The 24866-nt window shown below is 52.9% G+C and carries 17 protein-coding genes and 1 riboswitch; of the genes, 11 read left to right on the forward strand and 6 right to left on the reverse strand.

Going from position 1 to position 24866, the window contains the following annotated elements:
- Together P8H26_RS02555 and P8H26_RS02560 are read left to right on the forward strand one after the other, a co-directional pair.
- The gene (locus P8H26_RS02555; RefSeq protein ID WP_289631290.1) at window positions 1-288 is read left to right on the forward strand and encodes a hypothetical protein; all 288 of its coding nucleotides are present in this window, start codon (window positions 1-3) and stop codon (window positions 286-288) included.
- Window positions 251-463 (forward strand): GNAT family N-acetyltransferase, encoded by a 213-nt coding sequence (locus P8H26_RS02560; protein ID WP_289631291.1) that lies wholly within the window; start codon window positions 251-253, stop codon window positions 461-463. The genes P8H26_RS02555 and P8H26_RS02560 overlap by 38 nt, the downstream gene beginning before the upstream one ends.
- Here P8H26_RS02560 and P8H26_RS02565 read toward each other — a convergent pair whose 3' ends face one another.
- A complete protein-coding gene (locus P8H26_RS02565; protein ID WP_374708205.1) occupies window positions 464-2908 on the reverse strand; it encodes a PBP1A family penicillin-binding protein in 2445 nt (814 codons plus the stop codon).
- 290 nt (window positions 2909-3198) lie between these two features.
- Between P8H26_RS02565 and P8H26_RS02570 the strand changes: the two genes are divergently transcribed.
- Window positions 3199-4299 carry an acyltransferase family protein gene (locus P8H26_RS02570; protein WP_374708206.1) on the forward strand — a complete coding sequence of 367 codons (1101 nt, stop codon included), beginning with the start codon at window positions 3199-3201 and terminating at the stop codon, window positions 4297-4299.
- Window positions 4300-4341: 42 nt separating this feature from the next.
- Here P8H26_RS02570 and P8H26_RS02575 read toward each other — a convergent pair whose 3' ends face one another.
- Entirely contained in the window at window positions 4342-4962 is a 621-nt protein-coding gene (locus tag P8H26_RS02575) for a ribonuclease D (protein ID WP_289631293.1), read from the reverse strand.
- Window positions 4963-5044: 82 nt separating this feature from the next.
- Window positions 5045-6436, reverse strand: a complete 1392-nt coding sequence (locus tag P8H26_RS02580; RefSeq protein WP_289631294.1) for a dipeptidase — start codon at window positions 6434-6436, stop codon at window positions 5045-5047.
- Between the two features lie 424 nt (window positions 6437-6860).
- Here P8H26_RS02580 and polA point away from each other — a divergent pair, with 424 nt between their 5' ends.
- The 7 genes from polA to P8H26_RS02615 all read left to right on the forward strand — a co-directional run bounded on the left by polA (window position 6861) and on the right by P8H26_RS02615 (window position 18234).
- Complete coding sequence (polA, locus tag P8H26_RS02585) at window positions 6861-9797, forward strand: DNA polymerase I (RefSeq protein WP_289631533.1); 2937 nt, start codon at window positions 6861-6863, stop codon at window positions 9795-9797.
- A 349-nt stretch (window positions 9798-10146) separates the two neighbouring features.
- Window positions 10147-12006 carry a DEAD/DEAH box helicase gene (locus tag P8H26_RS02590; RefSeq protein ID WP_289631295.1) on the forward strand — a complete coding sequence of 620 codons (1860 nt, stop codon included), beginning with the start codon at window positions 10147-10149 and terminating at the stop codon, window positions 12004-12006.
- 144 nt (window positions 12007-12150) lie between these two features.
- Window positions 12151-13161 carry an Ldh family oxidoreductase gene (locus P8H26_RS02595; RefSeq protein ID WP_289631296.1) on the forward strand — a complete coding sequence of 337 codons (1011 nt, stop codon included), beginning with the start codon at window positions 12151-12153 and terminating at the stop codon, window positions 13159-13161.
- A 106-nt stretch (window positions 13162-13267) separates the two neighbouring features.
- Window positions 13268-13457, forward strand: a riboswitch (cobalamin riboswitch).
- 169 nt (window positions 13458-13626) lie between these two features.
- A complete protein-coding gene (locus tag P8H26_RS02600) occupies window positions 13627-15585 on the forward strand; it encodes a TonB-dependent siderophore receptor (protein ID WP_289631297.1) in 1959 nt (652 codons plus the stop codon).
- A 101-nt stretch (window positions 15586-15686) separates the two neighbouring features.
- A complete protein-coding gene (locus tag P8H26_RS02605) occupies window positions 15687-16460 on the forward strand; it encodes an ABC transporter substrate-binding protein (RefSeq protein WP_289631298.1) in 774 nt (257 codons plus the stop codon).
- Window positions 16460-17464 (forward strand): iron ABC transporter permease, encoded by a 1005-nt coding sequence (locus P8H26_RS02610; RefSeq protein ID WP_289631534.1) that lies wholly within the window; start codon window positions 16460-16462, stop codon window positions 17462-17464. Before P8H26_RS02605 ends, P8H26_RS02610 begins: the two co-directional genes overlap by 1 nt.
- Entirely contained in the window at window positions 17461-18234 is a 774-nt protein-coding gene (locus P8H26_RS02615; RefSeq protein WP_289631299.1) for an ABC transporter ATP-binding protein, read from the forward strand. The genes P8H26_RS02610 and P8H26_RS02615 overlap by 4 nt, the downstream gene beginning before the upstream one ends.
- A gap of 51 nt (window positions 18235-18285) precedes the next feature.
- Here P8H26_RS02615 and gyrB read toward each other — a convergent pair whose 3' ends face one another.
- The 3 genes from gyrB to P8H26_RS02630 form a co-directional block, all read right to left on the reverse strand.
- The gene (gyrB, locus tag P8H26_RS02620; RefSeq protein ID WP_374708207.1) at window positions 18286-20757 is read right to left on the reverse strand and encodes a DNA topoisomerase (ATP-hydrolyzing) subunit B; all 2472 of its coding nucleotides are present in this window, start codon (window positions 20755-20757) and stop codon (window positions 18286-18288) included.
- A 279-nt stretch (window positions 20758-21036) separates the two neighbouring features.
- Window positions 21037-22728, reverse strand: coding sequence for a multicopper oxidase CueO (gene cueO, locus P8H26_RS02625; protein ID WP_289631300.1), 1692 nt, complete (start codon window positions 22726-22728; stop codon window positions 21037-21039).
- A 72-nt stretch (window positions 22729-22800) separates the two neighbouring features.
- Window positions 22801-23193, reverse strand: coding sequence for a hypothetical protein (locus P8H26_RS02630; RefSeq protein ID WP_289631301.1), 393 nt, complete (start codon window positions 23191-23193; stop codon window positions 22801-22803).
- Between the two features lie 240 nt (window positions 23194-23433).
- On the opposite strand from P8H26_RS02630, the gene P8H26_RS02635 reads away from it, so the two are divergent.
- Window positions 23434-24861 (forward strand): cytochrome P450, encoded by a 1428-nt coding sequence (locus P8H26_RS02635; RefSeq protein ID WP_289631302.1) that lies wholly within the window; start codon window positions 23434-23436, stop codon window positions 24859-24861.
- Window positions 24862-24866: the final 5 nt, after the last annotated feature.

Raw genomic sequence — 24866 nt, forward strand, 5'->3', positions numbered from 1 at the left:
ATGCTGATACGGGCGGCGACAGCGGAAGAAGCGGAAATCTGTACGGTTCTGCGCCGCTCGATCACGGAGCTATGTGGTACGGATCATAAGAATGATCCGCAGATTTTAAGCCAATGGCTTGCCAATAAAACCGAAGACAATCTGCGGGCATGGATTGCGCGCGATGGACAGGTCTATCTTGTTGCCGAGATTGATGGGTGGATTGCCGGTGTTGCTGCAGTCTCGTCAACAGACGGTATTTTGCTCAATTATGTTTTCACCGGATTATCAGTATCGCGGTGTCAGTAAGGCTTTGATGGCAGTATCAGAAGGCTGGCTGAAAGAGCAGAGGCTGGTTGTAAGTCGTCTGACCAGCACGGCCACAGCTAAACAGTTTTATGAAAAACTAGGCTATCTGCCTGACGGAGAAGCAAAAACGGGAAGGTCGGGTATGCCGTCCTTCCCGATGAGTAAAACACTATAATTATTCCCCGTTGCCCATAATCACATCGAGCAGCGTGGTGTTTTTGCGCACTGGCTGGCCGCCGACATCACCTTGCGGGCGCGGGCCTTCATAGGCCGGATCACCAGCCACGGGTGGTGGTGCAGACTGTACTGAACCTTGCTGAGGGTAGCCTGAATTATCTGGCAGCGGTGTCGGATACCCGGAGTTATCCTGAACCGGAGGCAGCGTATTTCTTGCCGGTGCGGGAGCATCCTGCACTGGCGCTGGTTGTTGCACTGGCTGATTTTGCTGCGATGGTAATTGTGCACCGTCAGGCTGACGTGGCGCACCGGGAGCCGGTGGCCAGTAAGTCTCATCATTTTCGGGCGCTACAGGATAGCCGCTATTGTCTGATGCTGGCGGTTGCTGGCCGATACTGGCCGAGGCATCCGGCAGCTCGTCGCTACCTCCCGGCAGCACATTCTGAATTTCATAGGTGCTTGGCAAATCAGCAACCGGAACGCCTTTATGCGCTGCTGTCATAAAGGTTTTCCAAGCCATAGCAGGCAGACCACCGCCGGTAACTTTCTTGGTCGGTTTGCCGTCATCATTACCGAACCACACGCCGGTTGTCAGATTGGCTGTATAACCAATAAACCATGCATCACGTGAGTTCTGGCTCGTGCCGGTTTTGCCCGCCGCCGGCCAGTTGCTGAATTTCGCTCGTTTTGCTGTGCCGTCTTCAACAGTACGGCGCAGCATCGCATTCATCATGCCAAGCACCTGCTCGGTGATAATACGCTCCTGCGCTGTGGTCGGGTATTCGTAGAGAACCTTGTCATCACTGTCCGTGATTTTTGCAATCATATGCACCGGCGCGCGATAGCCGCCATTGGCAAAAGGTACAAACGCATCGGTCAGCTCCATCAGGGTGACTTCAGAAGTCCCGAGTGCCAGTGAGGCATTGGTCGTGAGTGCTGATTTGATGCCGAAGCGATGTGCCGTGTCCACAACTGCCTGCGGGCCGACTTCCATCACCAGCTGTGCGGCAATCGAATTGAGTGAGTGCGACAGCGCCGTTGCCAGCGTCACTTCCCCGAAATATTTGCCGTTATAATTGCTCGGCGTCCATTTGCCGATACGCACCGGCGCATCATTGCGAATGGAGTCCGGTGTGCGTCCCTGTTCCAATGCCGTCAGATAGACGAATGGTTTGAAAGTGGAGCCGGGCTGGCGACGCGCTTCCGACGCACGGTCAAACTGGCTGTTAGCATAGTCATAGCCGCCGATCATGGCGCGCACCGCTCCGGTGCCGTCAATGGACACCAATGCGCCCTGACTGACATCCATTTTCTTGCCATTTTGCGAGATGAGATCACGAATGGCCTCTTCGCCAACCTTTTGCAATGTCAGATCAACAGTGGTGTGAATGGTCACGTCACTTTTGGTTTCACCAATCAGTTTCGGTAATTCTGACAGTACGGCATCGGCCACATAATTCTCTGAGCCGGACCAATAGGCGGCGGCACGTGTCGGCGGTTCGCTTTCCGCAATGGCCTGTTCTTTCAGACCAATCATGCCCTGATCGCGCATGGCAGCGAGCATCAGCTTGGCGCGGTCATTGGCAGCTTTCGGGTCGCGGGCAGGCGAGAGGCGCGATGGTGCTTTCAACAGGCCGGCCAGTGTTGCCGCTTCTGTCAGGTTCACATCTTTGGCCGATTTGTCGAAATAGCGCCGCGCTGCGGCATCAACACCATAGGCGCCGGAACCGAGATAAACACGGTTGAGATACATCTCAAGAATTTGGTCTTTGGTATAAGTATGCTCCAGCCAGAAGGCGAGCATGACTTCCTGCAATTTACGTTCCAGCGTTCTGTCCGGCGAGAGGAACAGGTTTTTGGCCAGCTGCTGGGTGATTGTCGAGCCACCCTGAACGGCGCGACCTTTCGTGATATTTGTGAAAACCGCACGGCCCAAACCAATCGGATCAACGCCGTAATGGGAATAAAAACGCCGGTCTTCAATGGCAATGACCGCTTGCGGAATAAAAGGCGACATATCGCGCAAGCCGATAGCTTCACCGCCGGTGGTACCGCGATTGGCAATCAACTCGCCGTTGACATCAAGGATTTTGACATTCGGCGGGCGGTCGGGAATAGCCCAGTTGCTGGTTGGCGGCATCTGCGCGGCGATGTAGATCACCAGACCGGCAAAAGCGATGCCGCCCCAGAGCATCAGCACAAACATCCAGTAAAATAGCCGGCGCAGCCAGCGGAAGGGTCCGGATGAGGGTTGCTTGCGGCTTTTTTTGTCGCCCTGATTTTTGTCTCGCGAGGAGCGCTCTGAGCGAGGTGCGCGTTTTTTAGAATTACTGCCGCTGACACGGTCAGTCTCATCAAAGCGCATGTCGTTATTATCCGCAGGCGTATCTGGCTTTCCGAATGACGGTTCTATGCGTCGGTCTTTTGAGTCTCTGGAGGCCATATGTGTTGGTATACCTGCTAAAATTTAGACCGGAGCATTTCCGGCAACAGTGTGAAACGGGTTTGCCTTAGGATAATGCGGTCACAATAAATCTATCTGTGCTTTGCAGGGTAATTGAGGCAGTTTAAAGAGCAGTAAAGTTTTGCTAAGGGCAAAAACTCATCAACAGAATTTTAAAATACTGCTGTTTATTCAAGCGTATGCTTAAATAATTTGAATTCAAAATTTGCCCAAAATAGTATTCAGATTTTAAGGTGTTTCGTTGTAAAGAAAAATCACAACTGTATCAGATGGGTATATGCGTGACAAAACGGATTGACTGGGTCGATATTGCCAAAGGGGTATGCATCATTTTTGTCGTGATGATGCATTCAACGCTGGGTGTGGAAGAAGCTGCCGGTCAGACCGGCTGGATGCATTATGTCGTCGCCTTTGCCAAGCCGTTTCGGATGCCGGATTTCTTTCTGATCTCCGGCCTGTTTCTGAGTGCGGTGATTGACCGGCCGTGGTTGCGCTATCTCGACCGCAAAGTCGTGCATTTCCTGTATTTCTATGTGCTTTGGCTGACCATTCAGTTTGTGTTCAAAGCGCCGGGTATCATGGCTGAAGGCGGAGCCTCAGGGGTGGTCAGCGCCTATCTGATGGCCTTTATCGAACCGTTTGGCACATTGTGGTTCATCTATCTGCTGCCGTTTTTCTTTCTGGCAACACGTTTCATGCGTGAGGTGCCGAGCTGGCTGGTGCTGACCATGCTGGCTATTCTGGAAATCCTGCCGATCCATACGGGTTGGATCATGATTGATGAGTTTTGCTCACGTTTTGTCTATTTTTATGCCGGATATGCGCTGGCACCGCAGATTTTCCGTATGGCTGACTGGGTAGCACGAAACAAAATTATTGCAGGGACGGGACTGCTGATCTGGGCTGTTGTTGAATACCAGCTGGTCTTCACGCCAGTGCCGGAATTCGGCCAGTCGCTACTGAGCGGACAAGCATGGGCAGCAGGTGGTTTGGGCGGTTACAGTGAGTTGCCATTGGTCTCGCTGTTCCTCGGTTTCCTCGGTGCGCTGGCAATTATCAGCATTTCATCTTTGCTGGCTTGTTTAAGTTCAGCCAATATTGCGCATCGGGTGCTGAGCTATCTGGGAGCGCATTCCATTGTTGTTTATCTGGCATTTTTCCTGCCGATGGCAGCAACGCGTACCGTGCTCTTAAAGACAGGAATTATTACGGATGTCGGCACGATCTCCGTGCTGACAATGGCAATGGGTATTATCCTGCCGGTCATCCTGTATGTGCTGGTTGAGAGAACCGGTTACGGACGCTTCCTGTTTGCACGCCCGCAATGGGCTATCATTGATCGCAGCGGGACTGTTCCGGTGCGTGCCTAAGATAGACAATAAAAAAGCCCGCTGTGATAGCGGGCTTTCTTTTTAGCTGTGAGCGAAAATGTCCTGTTCATCCCAGCCCATCAGATCAAGTTCTGCACGGGTTGGCAGGAATTTGAAGCAGGCTTCAGCCTGTTTTTCGCGGCCATCGCGGGCCAGACGATATTCCAGAACCTTTTTCAGGCGATGCAGATAGAGAACATCTGATGCAGCATATTCAAGCTGTGCCTGAGACAGGTTTTCCGCGGCCCAGTCGGAAGACTGTTGCTGCTTGGAAATCGACACTTCGAGCAGTTCCGAGCAGATTTCTTTCAGGCCGTGGCGATCCGTATAGGTACGGGTCAGTTTCGAAGCGATCTTTGTGCAGAAAACCGGCTGCGGCATGGTGCCAAATGTGTGCGCCAGCACAGCCAGATCAAAACGGCCAAAATGGAAGATTTTGGTGATCGCGCGGTCTTTCAGCAACTTGACCAGATTAGGGGCTTTTTTCAGCCCCTTCTCGATCTGGATAATATCCGCGGTGCCATCGCCCGGTGAAATCTGCACAACGCACAGACGGTCACGCAGGGGATTGAGCCCCAGCGTTTCCGTATCAATGGCGACGGAATCCACCTGATAATTATCAAGGTCAGGCAGATCGTTTTTATGAACGCGGATAGTGGTCATTGAGAGTTCCGTTATCTTATTTCTTTGAAAGTGCGCGCAGAATGCGAGCCCCTTGGCGGCTCTCGCCGCCAAAATTCTGGCCTCACTTGGCGGCGAGAGCCGCCAAAATTCTTGCCCATGAGCGCTGGCCTTTATGGAAGGAGGACAGTTCGTATTTTTCATTTGGTGAATGGATGCGGTCGTCTTCAAGGCCGAAACCGACCAGCAGGGAATCCATACCGAGGAATTTGTCGAAGTCACCGACAATCGGAATGGAACCGCCCATAGCAATCAGCACCGCAGGATTTGGCCATTCGTCAGACAAAGCCTGTTTGGCCTGTGTGACCAGTGGTGAATCATAGGAGAGCTGGATGGCCGGTGAGCCGCCATGCGGGTGGAATTCCACGCGGCAATCGGCAGGAAGACGGGCTTCCACGAATTTGCGGAAATTCGCACGGATTTTAGCCGGATCCTGCTTGTGTACGAGGCGAAACGACACTTTGGCAGAGGCTTCTGCGGCGATAACAGTCTTGAAACCTTCGCCGGTATAGCCGCCGATCATGCCGTTGACTTCAGCAGTCGGGCGCGCCCATGTTTGCTCCAGAACACTGCGACCCTGTTCACCTGATGGCACGGAAAGACCGATAGGGCCGAGGAAGTTCTCAGGGGTGCGGCCAAGACCTTCCCATGATTTCAAAATCTGGCTCGGTGTTTCTTCCACGCCTTCATAAAAATCTTCCACAGTCACGCGACCGGTTTCATCATGCAGGTCGGCAAGGATTTTTGACAGCACATGCAGCGGGTTGGCAGCAGCACCACCGAAGAAGCCGGAATGCAGATCGCGGTCTGCGGCTTTAATGGTGATTTCTTCGCCGACCAGCCCGCGCAGGCCAACGCAAATGGCCGGTGTGTCACGGTTCCACATCGAGGTATCACAGACCAGTGCAACGTCTGCTTTAAGCTCTTCTTTGTGGCTGTCGAGGAATGGCTTGAGCGATGGTGAACCGGATTCTTCTTCACCTTCAAACAGGATAGTTACTTTCACCGGCAGCTGGCCATGCACGGCTTTATAGGCGCGGGCTGCTTCGACAAAAGTCATCAACTGGCCTTTGTCGTCGGATGTACCGCGACCGGTCAGGATTTTGCGTCCGGCTTCAACTTCTTTAACAGCAGGATCAAACGGGTCGTTTTCCCAGAGGTTCAGCGGGTCAACCGGCTGTACGTCGTAATGGCCGTAAAACAGCACATGCGGGGCATCTGCAGTCGGGCCTTCATGATGGGCGACAACCATCGGATGTCCCGGTGTGTCGCGCACACTTGCATCAAAACCAATGCTTTTCAGGTCTTCTACCAGCCATTCCGCAGCTTTGCGGCAATCCGCTTTGAAAGCCGGATCTGTTGAAATGGATTTGATGCGCAGGAGATCAAACAGATGATCGACACTGTTATCGAGATTTTTGTCAAGATGCTGAAGAACAGGCTCAAGTGCAGACATGTTACCCTCATAATAAAGCAGGCTGCGACTCGTAGCCTTGCTCAGATGACTGAAATTCCGGATCGTTTTAACTTATATGCCCGCGGACTGTACAGGGAAGATATTGGGGCAAAATAAAAGCCGTTACGGTGAGGGGAACCGTAACGGCTTATAATAATTGGTGGCAGCCAGAGGGGGGGGAGGCTACCACCCCTGTTTTTCGACGGGGGACATGCCGAAAAACGGAAACCGACAATCTTGCCGATGTGCCTAATGTGGCCAGAAATAGTGGCGATTCAAGGGCTGAATGAGGGCGGCGCAGTCACAAAAAAGTTATTGCTTATGAAGCCATGTTCCGGAACCGGAGAGAAAAAGGGAGTTTATTTTTCACGACTGCGCGCGGTGCGATTTCTTTTTTCCTGCTAATGCTTTACATCTTTTGACCATGAAAAAAGGTGATCATCTCTTCCTCGTCGACGGCTCCGGCTATATTTTTCGCGCTTATCATGCGTTGCCGCCGCTGACCCGTAAATCTGACGGTTTGCCGGTTGGTGCGGTGTCCGGTTTCTGCAATATGCTGTGGAAGCTGCTCAAAGATGCGCGCAATACGGATGTCGGTGTGGTGCCGACGCATTTTGCTGTGATTTTCGATTATTCGTCGCAGACTTTCCGCAAAGAGCTCTATCCGGAATATAAGGCTAACCGCACGGCACCGCCGGAAGACCTGATCCCGCAATTCGGTCTGATCCGTCAGGCGACCCATGCTTTCAACTTGCCTTGCATCGAAAAAGAGGGTTTTGAGGCGGATGATATTATCGCTACCTATGCCCGTCTTGCGGAAGAGGCCGGTGCTACGGTCACGATTATCTCGTCAGACAAAGACCTGATGCAGCTCGTGACGAACCAAGTCTCCATGTATGACGGCATGAAGGATAAGCAGATTTCAATCCCTGAAGTGATTGAAAAATGGGGCGTTCCGCCGGAGAAAATGATCGACCTGCAATCGCTGACCGGCGATTCAACCGATAATGTACCGGGTATTCCTGGCATCGGGCCGAAGACGGCAGCGCAATTGCTTGAAGAATTCGGTGATCTCGACACGCTGCTTGCTCGTGCTTCCGAGATTAAACAGAATAAACGCCGCGAGAATATTATCGCTTTTGCTGATCAGACCCGTATTGCCCGCCAGCTTGTCACGCTGAAAAATGATGTGCCGCTGGAAGTTGATCTCGATGGTCTGATGCTGGAGCCGCAGGACGGACCGAAACTGATCGGCTTCCTGAAAGCGATGGAATTGACCTCGCTGACCCGCCGTGTGGCAGAGGCAACAGATACAGTTGCAGCCGAAATTGAGCCGATTACCGTAGAGACTGAGTGGGGCACGCAAGCACGCGGCCCTGATCTTGATCGCGGAACGGAAACGACGACCGCTTCCGCGCCGGAAAAGGTGATTTCTGCTGAAACAGCGAGCGACAAATTTATGCGGCCGCAGGCTCTGGTGGAAGCGCGTAAGGCACAAGGCGCAGCAACGCAAATTGATCATTCTGCCTATATCGGGATTACCGATATTGCAGTGTTGAAAGACTGGGTTGATCAGGCGATTGAGCAGGGTTTCGTGGCGTTTGACACGGAAACCACTTCGCTTGATCCGATGCAGGCCGAGCTGGTCGGTTTCTCTCTGGCATTGGCGGCAGGCAAGGCCTGTTATGTGCCGCTGATCCACAAATCCGGTCAGGGTGATCTGCTCGGCGGCGGGCTGATTGACGGACAGGTTCCACTCGGGGCTGCACTCGCAGAACTGAAGCGCCTGCTGGAAAATCCGTCTGTTCTGATCATTGCCCAGAATATGAAATATGACTGGCTGGTCATGCATCGTCTTGGCGTAGATATTGCGCGTTTTGACGACACGATGCTGCTGTCCTATGCGCTGGATGCAGGCACCGGCACGCATGGCATGGATGCGCTGGCAGAGCGCTGGCTCGGACACACAACAATTCCTTACAAAGATGTCGCCGGCACCGGTAAATCGGCCGTGACTTTTGACATGGTGCCGATTGATCGCGCTATCGCTTATGGTGCGGAAGATGCCGATGTAACGCTGTGCCTGTGGCAGGTACTGAAGCCGCGTCTGGCTGCAAATGGCATGGCCTCGGTCTATGAGCGGCTGGAACGGCCGCTGGTCACAGTTCTGGCATTGATGGAAGAACGCGGCGTCACGGTTGACCGGCAAATTCTCTCCCGCTTGTCAGGTGATCTGGCGCAGTCTGCTGCGGCCATTGAGGATGAGATTTACACGCTTGCCGGTGAGAAAATGAATATCGCCTCGCCCAAGCAGCTCGGCGATATTCTGTTTGGCAAGCTCGGGCTTCCGGGTGGTTCAAAAACCAAAACCGGTCAATGGTCGACTTCCGCTCAGGTGCTGGAAGATCTGGCAGCGGAAGGTCATGAGCTGCCGCGCAAGATTGTTGACTGGCGCCAGCTTACCAAACTCAAATCCACTTATACGGATGCGCTGCCCGGTTATATTCATCCGCAGACCAAGCGGGTGCATACATCCTATTCTATGGCGGTAACGACCACAGGACGTCTGTCCTCATCGGAGCCGAACCTGCAGAATATTCCGGTTCGCACAGCAGAAGGCCGCAAAATCCGCACGGCCTTTGTGGCACCGCAGGGCAAAAAGCTGGTCTCTGCTGACTATAGCCAGATTGAACTGCGTGTTCTGGCGCATGTCGCGGATATTCAGCAGCTTAAAAAAGCCTTTGATGATGGTATAGACATTCATGCGATGACGGCCTCTGAAATGTTTGGCGTGCCGGTGGAAGGAATGCCGTCCGAAGTACGTCGTCGAGCTAAAGCGATCAATTTCGGCATTATTTACGGTATTTCGGCCTTTGGTCTTGCTAATCAGCTGTCTATTCCGCGTGAAGAGGCAGGGTCTTATATCCGTACCTATTTTGAGCGCTTCCCCGGCATCAAGGACTATATGGAAGCGACCAAGGCAACGGCGCGTGAAAACGGCTATGTCGAAACGATTTTCGGTCGCCGTATTCATTATCCGGAGATCAAGGCCAGCAATCCGCAGGTGCGTGCTTTCAATGAGCGTGCAGCTATCAACGCACCTATTCAGGGCTCGGCTGCAGATATTATCCGCCGCGCGATGATCCGTATGGAACCGGCACTGGCACAAGCAAAGCTCGATGCGCAAATGCTGTTGCAGGTGCATGACGAACTGATCTTCGAGGTCGATGATGCACAGGTTGACCGCACGATTGAGGTGGTGCGTGAAGTAATGGTCAATGCGGCAATGCCTGCTGTTTCGATGGCCGTGCCGTTGCAGGTTGATGCCAGAGCCGCGCAAAACTGGGATGAGGCGCATTGATCTTTTGCGCTTAATGCGTTATGAGGCGTCAGAACATGTTGCAAAACTCCGGTTTTGCAACATAAGCGCCTTAAAAAGCGGATGATAGGTCAACTGCATATAATTGATTGAAACAATCGGTCGTTGCAGATTGACCTTCTTGTCATTCGCGTTTACTTAGCGCAGCATCATCACTTATTGTTGTTTGCTTATTTACGTTACCGGTCACGGATGTGTGAAAGCATGGGTATACGGATACTTTCCGTTTAATCATGAATGAAGCCAGGGATGGGACATTTGCTCTGAACTTTCAGGGCAAAGAATGTCGGGGCCAGTTGATGCGTGGGTGAGCCATTGCTGAAAGTCATTCATGACCCTGCCTTCTACTATTGCACCTGTGCTTGCCGGTGCGCTCAAAGCCCGTGGCTATGAGGAACTCACCTCTGTTCAGGACGCGATGCTGACGCCTGAAAATGATGGCCGTGATCTGCTGGTTTCTGCCCAGACCGGCTCGGGCAAAACTGTTGCATTCGGTATCGCTATTGCACCGGACCTTCTGGAAGAAGGGGGCCGTCTTGAAGCCCCTCGCGCACCGTTGGCTCTGATTATTGCACCAACCCGCGAACTGGCTTTGCAGGTTGCCCGCGAGCTGGAATGGCTCTACGCACCAACCGGCGCACGTATCACCACTTGCGTTGGTGGTATGGATGTCCGCACCGAACGCCGCAATCTGGAACGTGGTGCCCATATTATCGTTGGTACACCGGGCCGTCTGCGCGATCATATTACACGCCGTGCGCTGAACATGTCTGATCTGCGCGCTGTTGTGCTTGATGAAGCTGACGAAATGCTGGATCTCGGCTTCCGTGAAGATCTGGAATTCATTCTCGGTGAAGCACCGGAAGATCGCCGTACGCTGATGTTCTCGGCAACGGTTTCCAAATCCATCGCTTTGCTTGCCAAGCGTTTCCAGAAAGATGCATTGCGCATTACTGCCACTGCATCCCATGAAAAACATGCTGATATTACTTATCAGGCAATGGTTGTGCCACCGCATGAGCGCGAAAACGCGATCATCAACACCTTGCTCTATTACGATAATGTCAACACCATTATCTTTGCTTCAACCCGTGAGGGCGTGAAGCATCTGGCCAGCCGCCTGAACAATCGTGGTTTCTCGGTTGTTGCACTGTCCGGTGAATTGTCACAGGCAGAGCGCACCAATGCGCTGCAATCCATGCGCGATGGCCGTGCCCGCGTTTGCGTGGCAACAGACGTTGCTGCCCGCGGTATCGATCTGCCAAATCTGGATCTGGTTATCCATGCCGATCTGCCGAATAATGGTGAAACACTGTTGCACCGCTCCGGCCGTACCGGCCGTGCAGGCCGCAAGGGTACCTGTATTCTGGTGGTTCCGTTCTCCCGTCGTCGTACGGCTGAGCGTTTGCTGCAAATGGCGCGTCTGGATGCGAAAAGCATTGCAGCGCCGACCATCAATGCTGTGCAGGAAAAAGTTCGTGAGGTTATCCTCAATGATGAACGTCTGAGCGACGAAATTCCTGAAGATATTCAGGAACTGATGCGCGATCTGCAGGCTCGCTATACGCCTGAACAGATTGCCAGCGCTTACCTGCGCCGTGAAATCGAGAGCCGTCCGGCACCGGAAGATGTGTCTGAAGGTCCGGTGCGCGCACTGGGTGCAACCCCGACACGCTCCAATGATCGTAACGATCGTGATCGTGGTGAACGCGCTCCTCGTGAAGACCGTTCAAGCTTTAACGGCGGTGCTTGGTTTACGCTGTCTGCTGGCCGCAAACACCGCGCTGATCCGAAATGGATTTTGCCGCTGATCTGTAAAGCCGGTCAGATTTCCAAGGGCGATGTTGGTGCAATCCGCATTCTCGAAAACGAAACCCGTTTCGAGATTAATAGCGAGAAAGCCAAAGAATATTTCTCAACGGTTGAAGAACGTGGCACAGGCGAAAAAGGTCTGGTAATCCGTACCTCTTCTGCGCCGGAACAGGAAAGCCGTGCTCCGCGCTCGGATCGTCCTCGTTCTGATCGTGATGGCGAGCGTCGTTTTGAAAAACGCGGCGATGATAAAGCCGGATGGGGCGCGCCTAAAGGCAAGCCACGCTTTAAAGGCGGTGAAGGCAAACCTTTTGGTGACAAGCCGAAAGGCCCGCGCAAGCCACGCGAAGGCGGCGACCGCAAATTCTCCCGCTCATAATTTTGAGTTTGAAAAACCCGCTCTCTGAGCGGGTTTTTCATTTTCATAAGGTTATAACTTGCTGTTTCGCAATAGCTGGGCTAGGTCTCTGATATATTAGATTGCCTTTCAGGCAAGGTTATATGCAGGGAGGATACCGCAGCCATGACCGCAACCATTACAATTACACTCGATGAAGCTTACAATCTTGCGGAAAAGACCTTTATCAAGCTTGGTCTTTCTGAAGAGCATGCGCAGGCCAATGCGCGTTTGCTGCAAAGCTGCCAGCGTGACGAGTGCGATTCACACGGGCTTTATCGTGTTTTGAGCTGTGCTCAGACCATTAAAACCGGCGCTGTTGTGTTGGATGCGGTACCGGAAGTGGAAGACCGTGCGGGGGGTATTGTGGCGGTGGATGCCAAGGGCGGCTATTCTTTGCTGGCTTTGGAAAAAGGCCTGCCGATGCTGGTGGAGAAAACCCGCAAGCTTGGCATTGCTGCAATGGCGATTAATCATTGTGTGCATTTCTCAGCTCTTTGGCCGGAGGTGGAAATGCTGGCCGAGCATGGTCTGGTTTCGCTGACTATGGTGCCAAGCCATTCATGGGTCGCACCGGCGGGCGGTAAGACCGGCGTTTTCGGCACCAATCCGATTGCTTTCGGCTGGCCGCGTGCAGGCAAATATCCTTTCGTCTTTGATTTTGCCACCAGTGCTGCGGCACGCGGCGAGATTGAGCTTCATCGCCGTGCAGGCAAGCCTATCCCTGAAGGATGGGCGGTTGATAAAAACGGTGCGCCGACAACCGACGCGCAAACCGCGCTTGAAGGCGCGATGCTGACTTTTGGCGGATATAAGGGATCAGCTCTCTCCGCAATGGTGGAGTTGCTGGCGGGGCCATTGATTGGTGATCTGCTGAGTTTGGAATCTCAGGAATGGGATAATGGCCGCGGCGCTACGCCAAAACACGGGGAAATTGTGATCGCGTTTAATCCGGAAAGCTTCCTCGGCGCAGCAATGGCAGAGCATATGGCGCGAGCGGAAAAGATGTTCTCGGCGATTACAGAGCAAGGCGCACGTCTGCCGTCGCAGCGCCGTTATGAAGCCCGCGAACGCAGTCTGGCCAATGGCACCGTGACTATTCCGCAAAAGCTTTATGATGATATTTCCGCTTTGTAATGGATAAATCCGGCTATCGTTTTGAAACTGCGGCACAAGTATCACGCCTTGTTGAAAAACGTAGTTCATAATTTCTTAAGAATTGACCGTGAAGCGGTGCATTGTTATCGCTTTATATGGAAAAGGTTTTGCTCTTCGCAGCAAATGAAAAGGGAACACGGTGCTTAATCCGTGACTGCCCCCGCAACTGTATTCGGTGAGCGGCCTCCGGTAAGCCACTGCCCTTGTGGGCGGGAAGGCGGAGTGTCCGTGATGACCCGTAAGTCAGGAGACCTGCCTTTTTTGGTCACCAGCCGGTGCACGAGGGGTGCGAAGGCGCGGACGTCCGTGACGGTGACATTGTTAAAATGTTGCCGCATGCGGATATGTGACTGTTATTTCAGCCTGTTTCAGCTGCGGTTTGTATTATTCAGGGCAATGTTACGTTGAAAGCGCGTTGCATTGTCTGCACTCAGGCGGGACAGCATGACACGCAATTTGTTGCAGCATAAAAAAACAATTTTGGTACTCGGAACTGCTTTGACCGTTTTCAGCCTTGGCCATGCATTTGCTGAAGAAAAAAAGCAGGAAACTGTTCAGCTTAAAGAAATTCTCGTGACTGCCGGACGCACGCCAATTGAAGAAGGCAAAACCGGCCGTGCTGTAACCGTGATCACCGGCAAACAGCTTGAGCAAAATCAGGTGCGTTATGTGGCCGATGCGCTGCGTATGGTGCCGGGTTTTGCCGTGTCGCGCACCGGTTCTTACGGTGGGCTGACACAGGTTCGAGTGCGCGGTGCAGAGGCTAATCATTTGCTGGTTATGATTGACGGCGTTGAAGCCGGAAGCCCATCAGATGGTGAGTTTGATTTTGGCGAGCTGGTGTCTGCTGATATCGATCGGATTGAGATTTTGCGCGGCCCTCAGAGTGCTTTCTGGGGTTCCAATGCTTTGGCTGGTGTAGTTAACATTATCACCAAGGGTGGTAAGCGCGACGGTTTCAAAATCAGCGGCACAACAGAAACTGGTAGTCACAACGCTTGGCTCGGTGGTTTGTTGCTGCAGGGTGGTAAAGATAATTATGATATGGCATTTGGGGCATCTTACAGGCGAACGGATGGTTTTAATGTATCATCCTTTGGTAATGAAAAAGATGGCGATGAAAATCTGACCTTGAATGGTAAGGTCAATATTGATTTGTCAGATACGGCAAAACTAGATGCAAGCCTGCGTTATTTTAATCGTACAGCAGACAATGATGGCACGGGTCCGTGGCCGAATGACGGGTATATTCTTGATACCGATGAGCAAAGTAAAACTCGCGAGCTGATTGGCTCTATAGGTTTAACTTGGACAGCGCTTGATGAGGCACTGACACAAAAACTGCGTTTCAACGGCTCAGACGCGAAACGCAAAAATTACGATACTGGTGCATATGTTAGCGGTAATCAAGGAAAGCGTTACACTGGTACTTATCAGGCGACTTATGCTTTCGATACACCGGCTTTTGGCGATGCCCATCATAAAATTACCGGCGGTTTGGAGTGGAAGCAGGAGCGTTTTCAACAGCTTGCAACAGAGGCTGACCTGTCTTCGCCGTGGACAGATATGAGCCAGTTTGATGAGCACAAACGTTCAATGTATTCCTTTATTGGTGAGTATAACGGTGAGTTTGTTGATCAGTTTTTTGTCAATCTTGGTTTGCGTCATGACGTGAATAAGGATTTTGGTGATGCAACAACGTTTTCGCTGAGTGGTGCATGGGCTATTCCTGATACCAATGCGCGTTTGCACAGCTCTGTGGGAACCGGTGTAGCTAATCCGACTTTTTACGAGCAGTTTGGCTATATACCTAATTCATTCATCGGCAATCCGGCGTTGAAACCTGAGAAAAGCCTCGGGTGGGATATAGGGCTTGAATATGCGTTCTTTGATGGTTTGGTAGTAACCGATATCACTTACTTTAATCAGGATCTGAGTGATGAGATTGTAGGCACTATGAATAGTGTTAAAAATCTGGACGGTAGAAGCAAACGGCATGGTGTGGAACTGGCAGCAACATTGAATCTTTTTCATGGCTTTACTGCAGGTGGTAGTTATACTTATACATCCTCACGCGATGCCGAGAGTGTTATTGAGGTCCGTCGACCGCGCCATTCCGGTTCTGTGAATGTGGCCTATACATTCTATGAAGACCGTGCTCGTTTGTTCGGTGAAGCGGTGTTTAACGGCAAAATGGACGACAATGTTTTCGTGACTGGCCTGCCTCCGCGCTTAACTTTGGGATCATACACCGTGGTCAACATCGGTGGCAGCTATAAGTTCACCGATAAGCTGGAAGGTTATGCCCGTATCGAAAACCTGTTCGATAAAAAATATCAGGAAGTCTACGGCTATAATACACCGGGTCGCGGTGCATTTGCCGGTTTGAAAGCTTCTTTCTAAGCATGGTGCGCTTAACCAATCTATTGAAGTATAGCAAAAGGCAGGCCGTTCTCGCGGCCTGCCTTTTGTGCTTCTGTGCTTTGCCAGTAAAAGCACAGGTGATGCCGAAACGGGTGGTTTCGCTTAATCTTTGTACGGATATTCTGGCATTGTCGCTGGCTGATCCGTCGCAGATTATTTCTGTCAGCCATATCGCTGCTGATCCGGTTTCTTCACCTGTCGCGGCGCAGGCAGAGGACTATCATCTCAACCGTTCCGGCCTTGAGGAAATATTGGCGCTAAAACCTGATCTGGTGCTGGCATCGATCTATACGGCACCGGATAAATTGGCGGTTCTGGAACGGGAAGGTATGAGGATTGAGCGCTTCGGCTATGCGCAGAGCTTTGCCGATATTGTTAAACAGATCACGCGAATGGGGCAGGTTCTCGGACAGCAAGAAAAAGCGCAGACACAAATTGCTGAAATCGGTCAGACACTTGGCTCTTTGCAGAAAAGTGCACAGCCGGAAACCGCGCTTCTCTATGAACCCAATGGCTATACGTCCGGTGTGGGAACACTGTCCGATGAGATTATGAAGCTGCTTGGTATTACCAATCTCGGAGCCAGTGACAGCAGGTTGACAGCAGGGCGTGTATCGCTTGAAGATCTCATTCGCCTGAAGCCGGATATGATTATCGAGCCTGAATTTTATGAAAAACCGGCGCTGGCCTATCAGAATTACCGGCATCCGGTTATGAAAACACTGGTCAGCAAACAAGGCCGCAAAACGCAGCATGTGGCTGTGCCTGCGCGCAGCTGGTCTTGCGGTTCAGTCTATACGCTGGAAGCGGTGAGAATTTTGCAGCGTGCCAGACAGGCAAACGGAGAGCGATGATGGATCAGAACCGGCGCTATTATAGTCTGCTGCTTGGGCTGAGCGTGTTGCTGATTGTCCTGTTCGTCATCTCGCTGCTGACCGGCACTTCTTCTATTGGCCTGACGCAGGGGCTGTCCGGCCTGTTTGGCTTTGGCGATACTGATACAGTGCTGATTATGCAGCAATTGCGTTTGCCCCGTGCATTGCTTGGCGCGATGATCGGGCTGACATTGGGGCTGTCCGGTGCGGCTTTGCAGGGCTATTTGCGTAACCCCTTAGCTGAACCGGGGTTGCTTGGCGTCAGCTCTTCTGCTTCGCTTGGCGCCGTTCTGGCACTCTATAGCGGCTTGTCTTTGCTGTTTCCTTTAAGTCTGCCATTGATGGCGTTGGGCTTTGCCTTTGTGGCTGTAGTGCTGGTGCAGTTTTTGGCCGGTGGCAGCGGCTCAACCATCACCGTTATTCTGGCGGGGGTCGCGGTCTCTGCCTTTGCCGGTGCGCTGACATCATTGGCGCTGAGCCTTGCGCCCAATCCTTTTGCGCTGATGGAAATTGTCTTCTGGATGCTAGGCTCCTTAAATGACCGGTCCATGAGCCATGTCTGGCTGGTGCTGCCGTTTATGAGTCTTGGCTGGCTCATGCTGATAATGTCCGGCCGTTCACTGGATGCGCTGACTTTGGGGCAGGAAACCGCTGCCAGCATGGGTGTTGATCTGCGAAAAGTGCAGTTTCTTGTTGTCGCGGGTACTGCGGTCAGCGTTGGAGCAGCAACGGCGGTGGCCGGTGCCATAGGCTTTATCGGGCTGGTGGTGCCGCATATCTTGCGCCCGCTGGCAGGTTCCCGCCCGTCACGCCTACTGCCGGCTTCGGCACTTGGCGGTGCGGTCATGCTGCTGGCGGCTGATATTTTCGTGCGCATTATCATGCCGGAGAAAGATCTGAAACTCGGAGTCCTCACAGCCTTGATTGGCGCACCATTCTTCCTGCATCTGGTGTGGAGATTGCGCAAAGGAGCAGAAATTTGAGCCTGTTAGCCGTCAAAAATCTCTCGGTTTCCCGCCAGAAGCGTACCATCATTGACGGAGTTTCGTTCTCCGTCGGTGAGGGGGAGTTTATCGGTCTGATTGGCCCGAACGGCGCGGGTAAATCCACTCTGTTGCGCGCTATTCTTGCGCAACTGCCTTATGAGGGCTCTGTCAATTTGAGCGGGCAGGAAACTGCGCAGCTTAAAAGTGTCAAGCGAGCGCAGCTCTTATCCTATATTGCGCAGGATCGTGAGATCAGCTGGAATATGCGTGTTGAGGCTGTGGTGCAGCTTGGTCGTCTTGCCCGCCTGTCACAATTTTCTGGTCTTAGTGTGCAGGATCAGCAGCAGGTTAATTCTGCCATAGAAGCGCTGGAGATCGGGCATCTGCGCGATAAACCGGCGCGGGAATTATCCGGCGGTGAGCAGGCGCGGGTTCTGATTGCCCGTGCCATTGCGCAGGATACGCCTTTGATGCTGGCCGATGAGCCGGTGGCAGGGCTTGATCCGGCACATCAGCTTGGCTTAATGCAGATTTTTCGGGAGCTTTCCGCAACTGGCCGCAGTGTTATTTGTACCCTGCATGATCTGGGGCTGGCCGCACGCTGGTGCTCAAGACTGCTATTGGTGAAAGATGGTCGTCTGGTGGCTGATGGTGCACCGGCGGATATTTTGCGTGAAGACGTGATCCGCGATCTCTATGGTGTTGAGGTTTATCGCGCACAAACATCGGACGGATTGATTATCCAGCCGACATATATTGTGAAATAAAAAAAGCCGCCTCAGTTTTGAGGCGGCTTTTTAAATGTGTATGACCTGCGATTACACGTCCAGATTGGCAACGCTGAGCGCATTGTCCTGAATGAATTCGCGACGGGGCTCTACTTCGTCCCCCATCAGGCGGGAGAATAGAACATCGGCGCTGGTCGCATCCGGTACTTTCACCTGCAGAAGCGAACGGGCATTCGGATCCAACGTGGTTTCCCACAGCTGGTCGGCATTCATCTCGCCAAGACCTTTATAGCGCTGTAGCGACAGACCTTTGCGTCCGGTTGCAAAAATCGCTTCCAGCAACTGAATTGCACCGGAAATAGTCTCGGTTTTATCCTTACGGCGCAGGATCGGCGGCGTGGCGTAAATTTCAGTGAGACGTTCACTGAAGCGATTAAGCTGGCGGGCATCTGCAGAACCGAGCAAAGCCATGTCAATCATAGCAGTGTCTTTCACGCCGCGCAGCATCCGTTCAAAACGGAAGCCTTCTTCCGGCGAATAAGAGCCGCTCCAGCCGCGCTCCATATCTTCGGCAATCATATCCAGGCGCTTGGCAACCGCATCAGCCAGAGCTTGTGCTTTGGCCGGATCGTTCGAAGCTTCCACATTCATAGCGCCGGCAATCACAGCTTGCTCAACCACTGCACGGTCATAGCGTGTGTGCAAACCGGCGAGAACCGTGCGCAAATTGCGCGCATCACTGACAACAGTCATCAGATCGGCACTGGCGCGAACTTCACCATTGCCGAGCTGCAATGAGGCTTCTTCCAGACCTGTTTCGATCAGGAAATCCTCAAAAGCGGCCTCATCCTTGATATATTGCGAGGACTTGCCGCGGGTCACTTTGTAAAGCGGCGGTTGCGCAATATAGATATGGCCGCGCTCAATCAGTTCCGGCATCTGGCGAAAGAAGAACGTGAGCAGCAGGGTACGGATATGCGCGCCATCGACGTCAGCATCTGTCATGATGATGATTTTATGGTAACGCAGTTTATCAGGATTGAAACCAGTTGTTTCGTCTTTGCCGATAGACGTGCCAAGAGCCATAATCAGCGTGCCGATCTGGTCGGATGACAGCATCCGGTCGAAGCGGGCGCGTTCCACATTGAGGATTTTACCGCGCAGCGGCAGAATGGCCTGATTTTGACGCGACCGTCCGCCCTTTGCAGAGCCACCGGCAGAGTCACCCTCAACGATGAAGATTTCAGATTTCGCCGGATCACGTTCCTGACAGTCTGCGAGCTTGCCCGGCAGCGAGGTGATGTCGAGCGCGCCCTTGCGGCGGGTGAGATCGCGGGCTTTACGCGCCGCTTCACGCGCGGCAGCTGCTTCCACAACCTTGGCCATCAGAACCTTGGCTTCGCTCGGATGCTCTTCCAGCCATGTGGCCAGCGCTTCATTGACAAGGCTTTCCACGATAGGGCGAACTTCCGAGGAAACCAGCTTGTCTTTGGTCTGGGACGAGAATTTCGGATCAGGCACTTTGACCGAGAGCACAGCTGTCAGACCTTCGCGGCAATCGTCACCGGTCAGATTGACTTTTTCTTTCTTGGTCGTGCCTGAGCTTTCCGCATAGCCGGTCATCTGACGGGTCAGTGCGCCACGGAAACCGGCCAGATGTGTTCCGCCGTCGCGCTGCGGAATATTATTGGTGAAGCACAGAACGCGCTCATGATAAGTGTCGTTCCACCACATCGCGACTTCAACGGTCATGCCGTCTTTTTCGCTGATGATGTAAATCGGCTCATGCAAGAGCGGTTTTTTCGACTGGTCAAGATATTTGACGAATTCCTGCAAGCCGCCGTCATAATGCAGAACCTGCTCAATCACATCTGCATGACGCTTATCGGCCAGCTTGATACGCACACCGGAATTCAGGAAAGCCAGTTCACGCAGACGGCGCTCCAGCGTTTCATAGTCGAACTCAACCATAGTGAAAGTATCAGGCGATGGCAGGAAGCTCACTTCTGTTCCTGTTTCGCTGCCTGCATCACCGGTTTCCACCAGCGGGGCATCGGCCACACCGTGGGTAAAACTCATTTCATGAATTTTACCGGCGCGGCGGATTTTGAGTTTCAGCCAGATAGACAGTGCATTCACCACGGAGACACCCACGCCGTGCAAACCACCAGAAACCTTATAGGAGTTCTGGTCGAATTTACCGCCCGCGTGAAGCTGGGTCATGATAACCTCAGCGGCAGACACGCCTTCTTCTTTGTGAATGTCGGTCGGAATGCCGCGGCCGTTATCGGTAACCGTGCAGGAGCCGTCAGCATTCAGGGTAACGGTGACCAGCGTAGCATGACCGGCAAGCGCTTCGTCAATCGCGTTGTCCACTACCTCGTAAACCATGTGATGCAGACCGGAGCCGTCATCAGTGTCACCGATATACATGCCCGGACGCTTACGCACCGCATCAAGCCCTTTCAGAACGCGGATGGAATCTGCGCCATATTCAGGGTTAGTCGCATTGATATCTGCGGAAAGGTTCTCGCCTTGAGGATTTTCTGTGGTCTCGCTCATGAAAGACTTTCGTTAGCGTTGCCGTCAGGCCTGTGCCTTCCGGTAAAAATTTGGGCTGATCGGAGTTTTTGCACGCGGAATGAACCGAAAGGTGCTGAAACGAATCAGGCTGAAATAGTAAGTTTAATATAGTCGCTGCGGGGCATTTTACCAAATTTTACGGCAGGAAATCGGCACAATTACCAGCTTTTATGCAATAATCCGCACCTGCGACAGAAGGCTTTGCAAGAGCGCATCTGCCGCAGGCGCGGATCACTGTGTTTCAGGCTTTATTCAGCGTCAGGCAGTCACAAATTGTGCCATCATGCCGGTATCTTCATGTTCCAGCACATGACAGTGGAACATGAACGGATGTGAGCGTTTGCCCTCTGCTTTGAAATGCACCAGCAGTTCGGCTTCCCCGTCAACCAGCACAGTATCTTTCCAGCCCTGCTGATAATCCGGTGCGGCCTGACTGTTCTTGGTGAGAACACGGAAATTCGCGCCGTGAATGTGGAACGGATGCCCCATTTCAACAGCTTTCAGTTTCCAGATTTCCATCGAGCCGAGCTTGGCTTCCACATCCACGCGGTTCATATCAAAAGGCTTGTCAGCCATAGACATGGTGATGCCGGATGTGGCAGCGGTCAGTGTCGGCCCCATCTGATCCGCTGAGCGGGCAGAGTGTTCGCCGTGATCCATTGCGCCATTTGCACTGTTGGACATCATCTCCTGCATTTTGGTTGGCGGTTGCATCTGCATCTGCCCCATCTGGCTATGGTCCATTTGCCCCATTGGTGCGGTCTCACCGCCCATCATTTTTTTGCGCATCATTGCCATGTTACCGGCCATGTTTTCATCAAAGATGAAAGAACGCGAACGAACGGATTTTGCAGGATCAGCAGCAGCCGGTTCTTCCAGTACGGAGATGAGCTTTGTCACATCCGCTTTCAGGCCGTCGCTGACCTCAAAACGCATGAGATGCTCAAGATTTGGAGCATCGTTCAGTTTTGGTGTTCTGCCGGAGCCGTCATCAGCAAGGCTTACAAAATCGACCGCCATGCCATTGGAAAAATCGGCTAGCACTTCGTAGCGCTCACCCGGTGCAATCGTCAGAATATCAACTGCAACCGGTTTGGCGAGGAAACCACCGTCTGATGCAATCACATGCATCATGCGCCCGTCCTGAAAGCGGAAATGGTAGTTGCGTGCGTTAGATGCATTGAGCAGGCGCAGGCGCACAATGCTCTGAGGTACAGTTGCAACTGGTGCAATTGCACCGTTGACGGTGAGATATTGACCGCGGAAACCATGCATCAGATCCATAAAGTCCGGCGCATAGACCGTGTCACCGTCGATCACACGGCGGTCTTGAAAAGCGAGAAACAGGTCATCCGTGCCAAATGTATCCGGCAGGCCACGCTCACGGTCGCCGCCATCGCTGACATGCAGAAGTCCCGCTATGCCCATATGTGCCTGACGTGCGGTCTCCTGATGCATATGGGAGTGAAACCAGTTGAAGGATACAGCCTGATTAACATCAAATTCCGGTTGCCATAGTGCACCTGGTTTAATCACATTATGCGGCCCGCCATCCATGTCAGACGGGATCATCAGTCCGTGCCAGTGCAGGGTTGTGGCCTCATCCATGTTGTTTTGAACTGTAAAGCGCACATGGGATTTGTTTTTCAGGCGTACAACAGGGCCGAAATAATTGCCGTTAATACCGGCAGAGGCAGCGCTGGTTTCGGCCTGAAAGCTGTGGCGGGCTTTGGCGATTTTCAGATTGATAAGCCCGCTGCTGTCCGCTTCCAGCAGGGCCGGATGTGGCAGTTTTACTCCGCTTGGCGCGGCAGCTGCGGCAGGGCTCATATTGTGCATGTCATGTGCACCCTGTGCGCTTGCGCGATTGAGGTGCAAAGCTGGCAAAGCAACAGCGGATAGGCCACCGAGGCCGAACAGCAATGCCTGACGACGATTAATGGTTTTCATCGGAATACTCCGTTTATGTCAGAAAAGAGTGTTCATCCGCGCTGGTTGTCAGCGCGTGATGTATTGTCATTTTCAGGCAGAAACTGAGATCGGAGGGCGGTCAGAAAGCGCAGGCGGAAGACCATGCAAAGTCTGCATGCTAGGCGCAGTCAATACGCGTGGAATTGCATCTATTTGCGTCATGACCGGCGGAACCGGCACAGGAACAACGCAACCGCTGACCGAACAGGCCATGCCTTTTGTGCTGTGATGCTGGTCAGTGGACGGAGCTTTGTGCTCTGCGCTGTGGTTCATTGTTTTATGCGCCGGAGCCGCCATTGTGCTAAGGTTGGCAGCAACAGAGAGAGCAGGGGCGTAAGCCTGAGCGGACATCTGAAAAGCACAGAGTTGCAGCATCATAAACGCGAGCAAAAACAGCGCGAGCCTGTAAGGCAGTCTGATGATGCTGTTGATTGCGGATGACACAGAAGCAGGCTTTCATTTTTCTCTGAAGTTAACAGCACATATAGGCAGACAGGTCTTACTTGACCATACCTGCTTTCAAAGTTTCATATCAGATAATTACGGCGAAATTTACGGGACCGCTGTTTTGCCTTATTGTCTTTCTTATATCTGTTTGGGGTAATCGCTGCTTCCGGGGCCGTTTTTTTGAGGGCGTCAGGCTGATACCAGAGCAGCATGATGAAACATTTTCAGGATGGCATCATGACTGAATTGACACGATCTTCTCCTTCAAACTCCGGTGCGCTTCCGGCAAGGCATCCTTTTGTGCCACCGGCACCGGTTCCGCGTAAAGAACCGGTCGGGCGGCTGGAACTGATGCGGATTGTGTATCGCAACCCTTTGGAACTCTGGGGCGAGCCTTCCTATAATGAACCGTGGGTTGAGGTGAACTGGCTTGGCATGCGCACGATTATTGCCAATGATCCGGCGCTGATCCGTCATGTTCTGGTGGATAATCCACAAAACTACCCGATGGGTACCATTCGCCAGCGCGTGTTGCGGCCAATCCTGCGTGACGGGTTGCTGACCGCTGAGGGCTCGACATGGCGGCGGTCACGCAAGGCGATGGCGCCGGTTTTCACGCCACGCCATATTCATGGTTTTGCCGGAGCTATGCTGAAAAGCGCGCAGGATTTTACGAGCCGCTACCGGATTTCCGGCACTGTCACCGATATATCGCGGGATATGACATTGCTGACCTATGACATTCTGGCCGAGACATTGTTTTCCGGCGAAATCGCCGGAGATCCAAAAGAATTTGCCCGTCAGACAGATAAGCTTTTTGAAACAATGGGGCGGGTTGATCCGTTTGATCTTTTGGGCGCGCCGGACTGGCTGCCGCGTCTGACACAGTTGCGCGGTCGCCGCTCATTGAGCTTTTTCCGCTCTATTGTGACTGAGACGATTGAGTTGCGCAAAAAGCGGATGGATCGCGGTGAAGCCGTGCCGAATGATTTCCTGACCCTGCTGTTGCAGGCGGAAACAGCACCGGACAAACCTGATGGCCTGTCGCGGGATGAGATTGAGGATAATCTTATCACTTTCATCGGTGCGGGGCATGAAACGACCGCGCGCGCTCTGGGCTGGACGCTTTATCTGCTGGCGCAGGATGCGCAGGAGCGTGCTGTTGTTGAGGCGGAAATTGATGACTTTATGGCCGGTGAAGGTAAAGATCTGCCGCCACATCAATGGCTGGAAAAACTACCGCTGGCCCGTGCCGCTTTCGAAGAAGCGATGCGGCTTTATCCGCCTGCACCTTCGATCAACCGTGAGGCGCTTGAGGATGACCAGTTTGGTGATCTGAAAATTCCGGCAGGCACAGCGGTGATCGTGATGCCGTGGACAATTCACCGGCACCGGAAATATTGGGAAAATCCTGAGGCCTTTATTCCGGCGCGGTTCCATCCGCAAAACCGCGATAAGATCGACCGTTTTCAGTATCTGCCCTTTGGTGCGGGCCCGCGCGTCTGTATCGGCGGCAGTTTTGCGATGCAGGAGGCGGTTATCGCGCTCGTGGTACTATTGTCAAAACACCGTTTTGACATGGTAGGGGATGCACAGCCGTGGCCGGTGCAAAAACTGACCACCCAACCGAAAAACGGCTTGCTGATGAAGGTTTTGCCGCGCTGAGTTTC

Source organism: Pseudochrobactrum sp. sp1633 (genome assembly GCF_030376605.1).
Classification (GTDB): domain Bacteria; phylum Pseudomonadota; class Alphaproteobacteria; order Rhizobiales; family Rhizobiaceae; genus Pseudochrobactrum.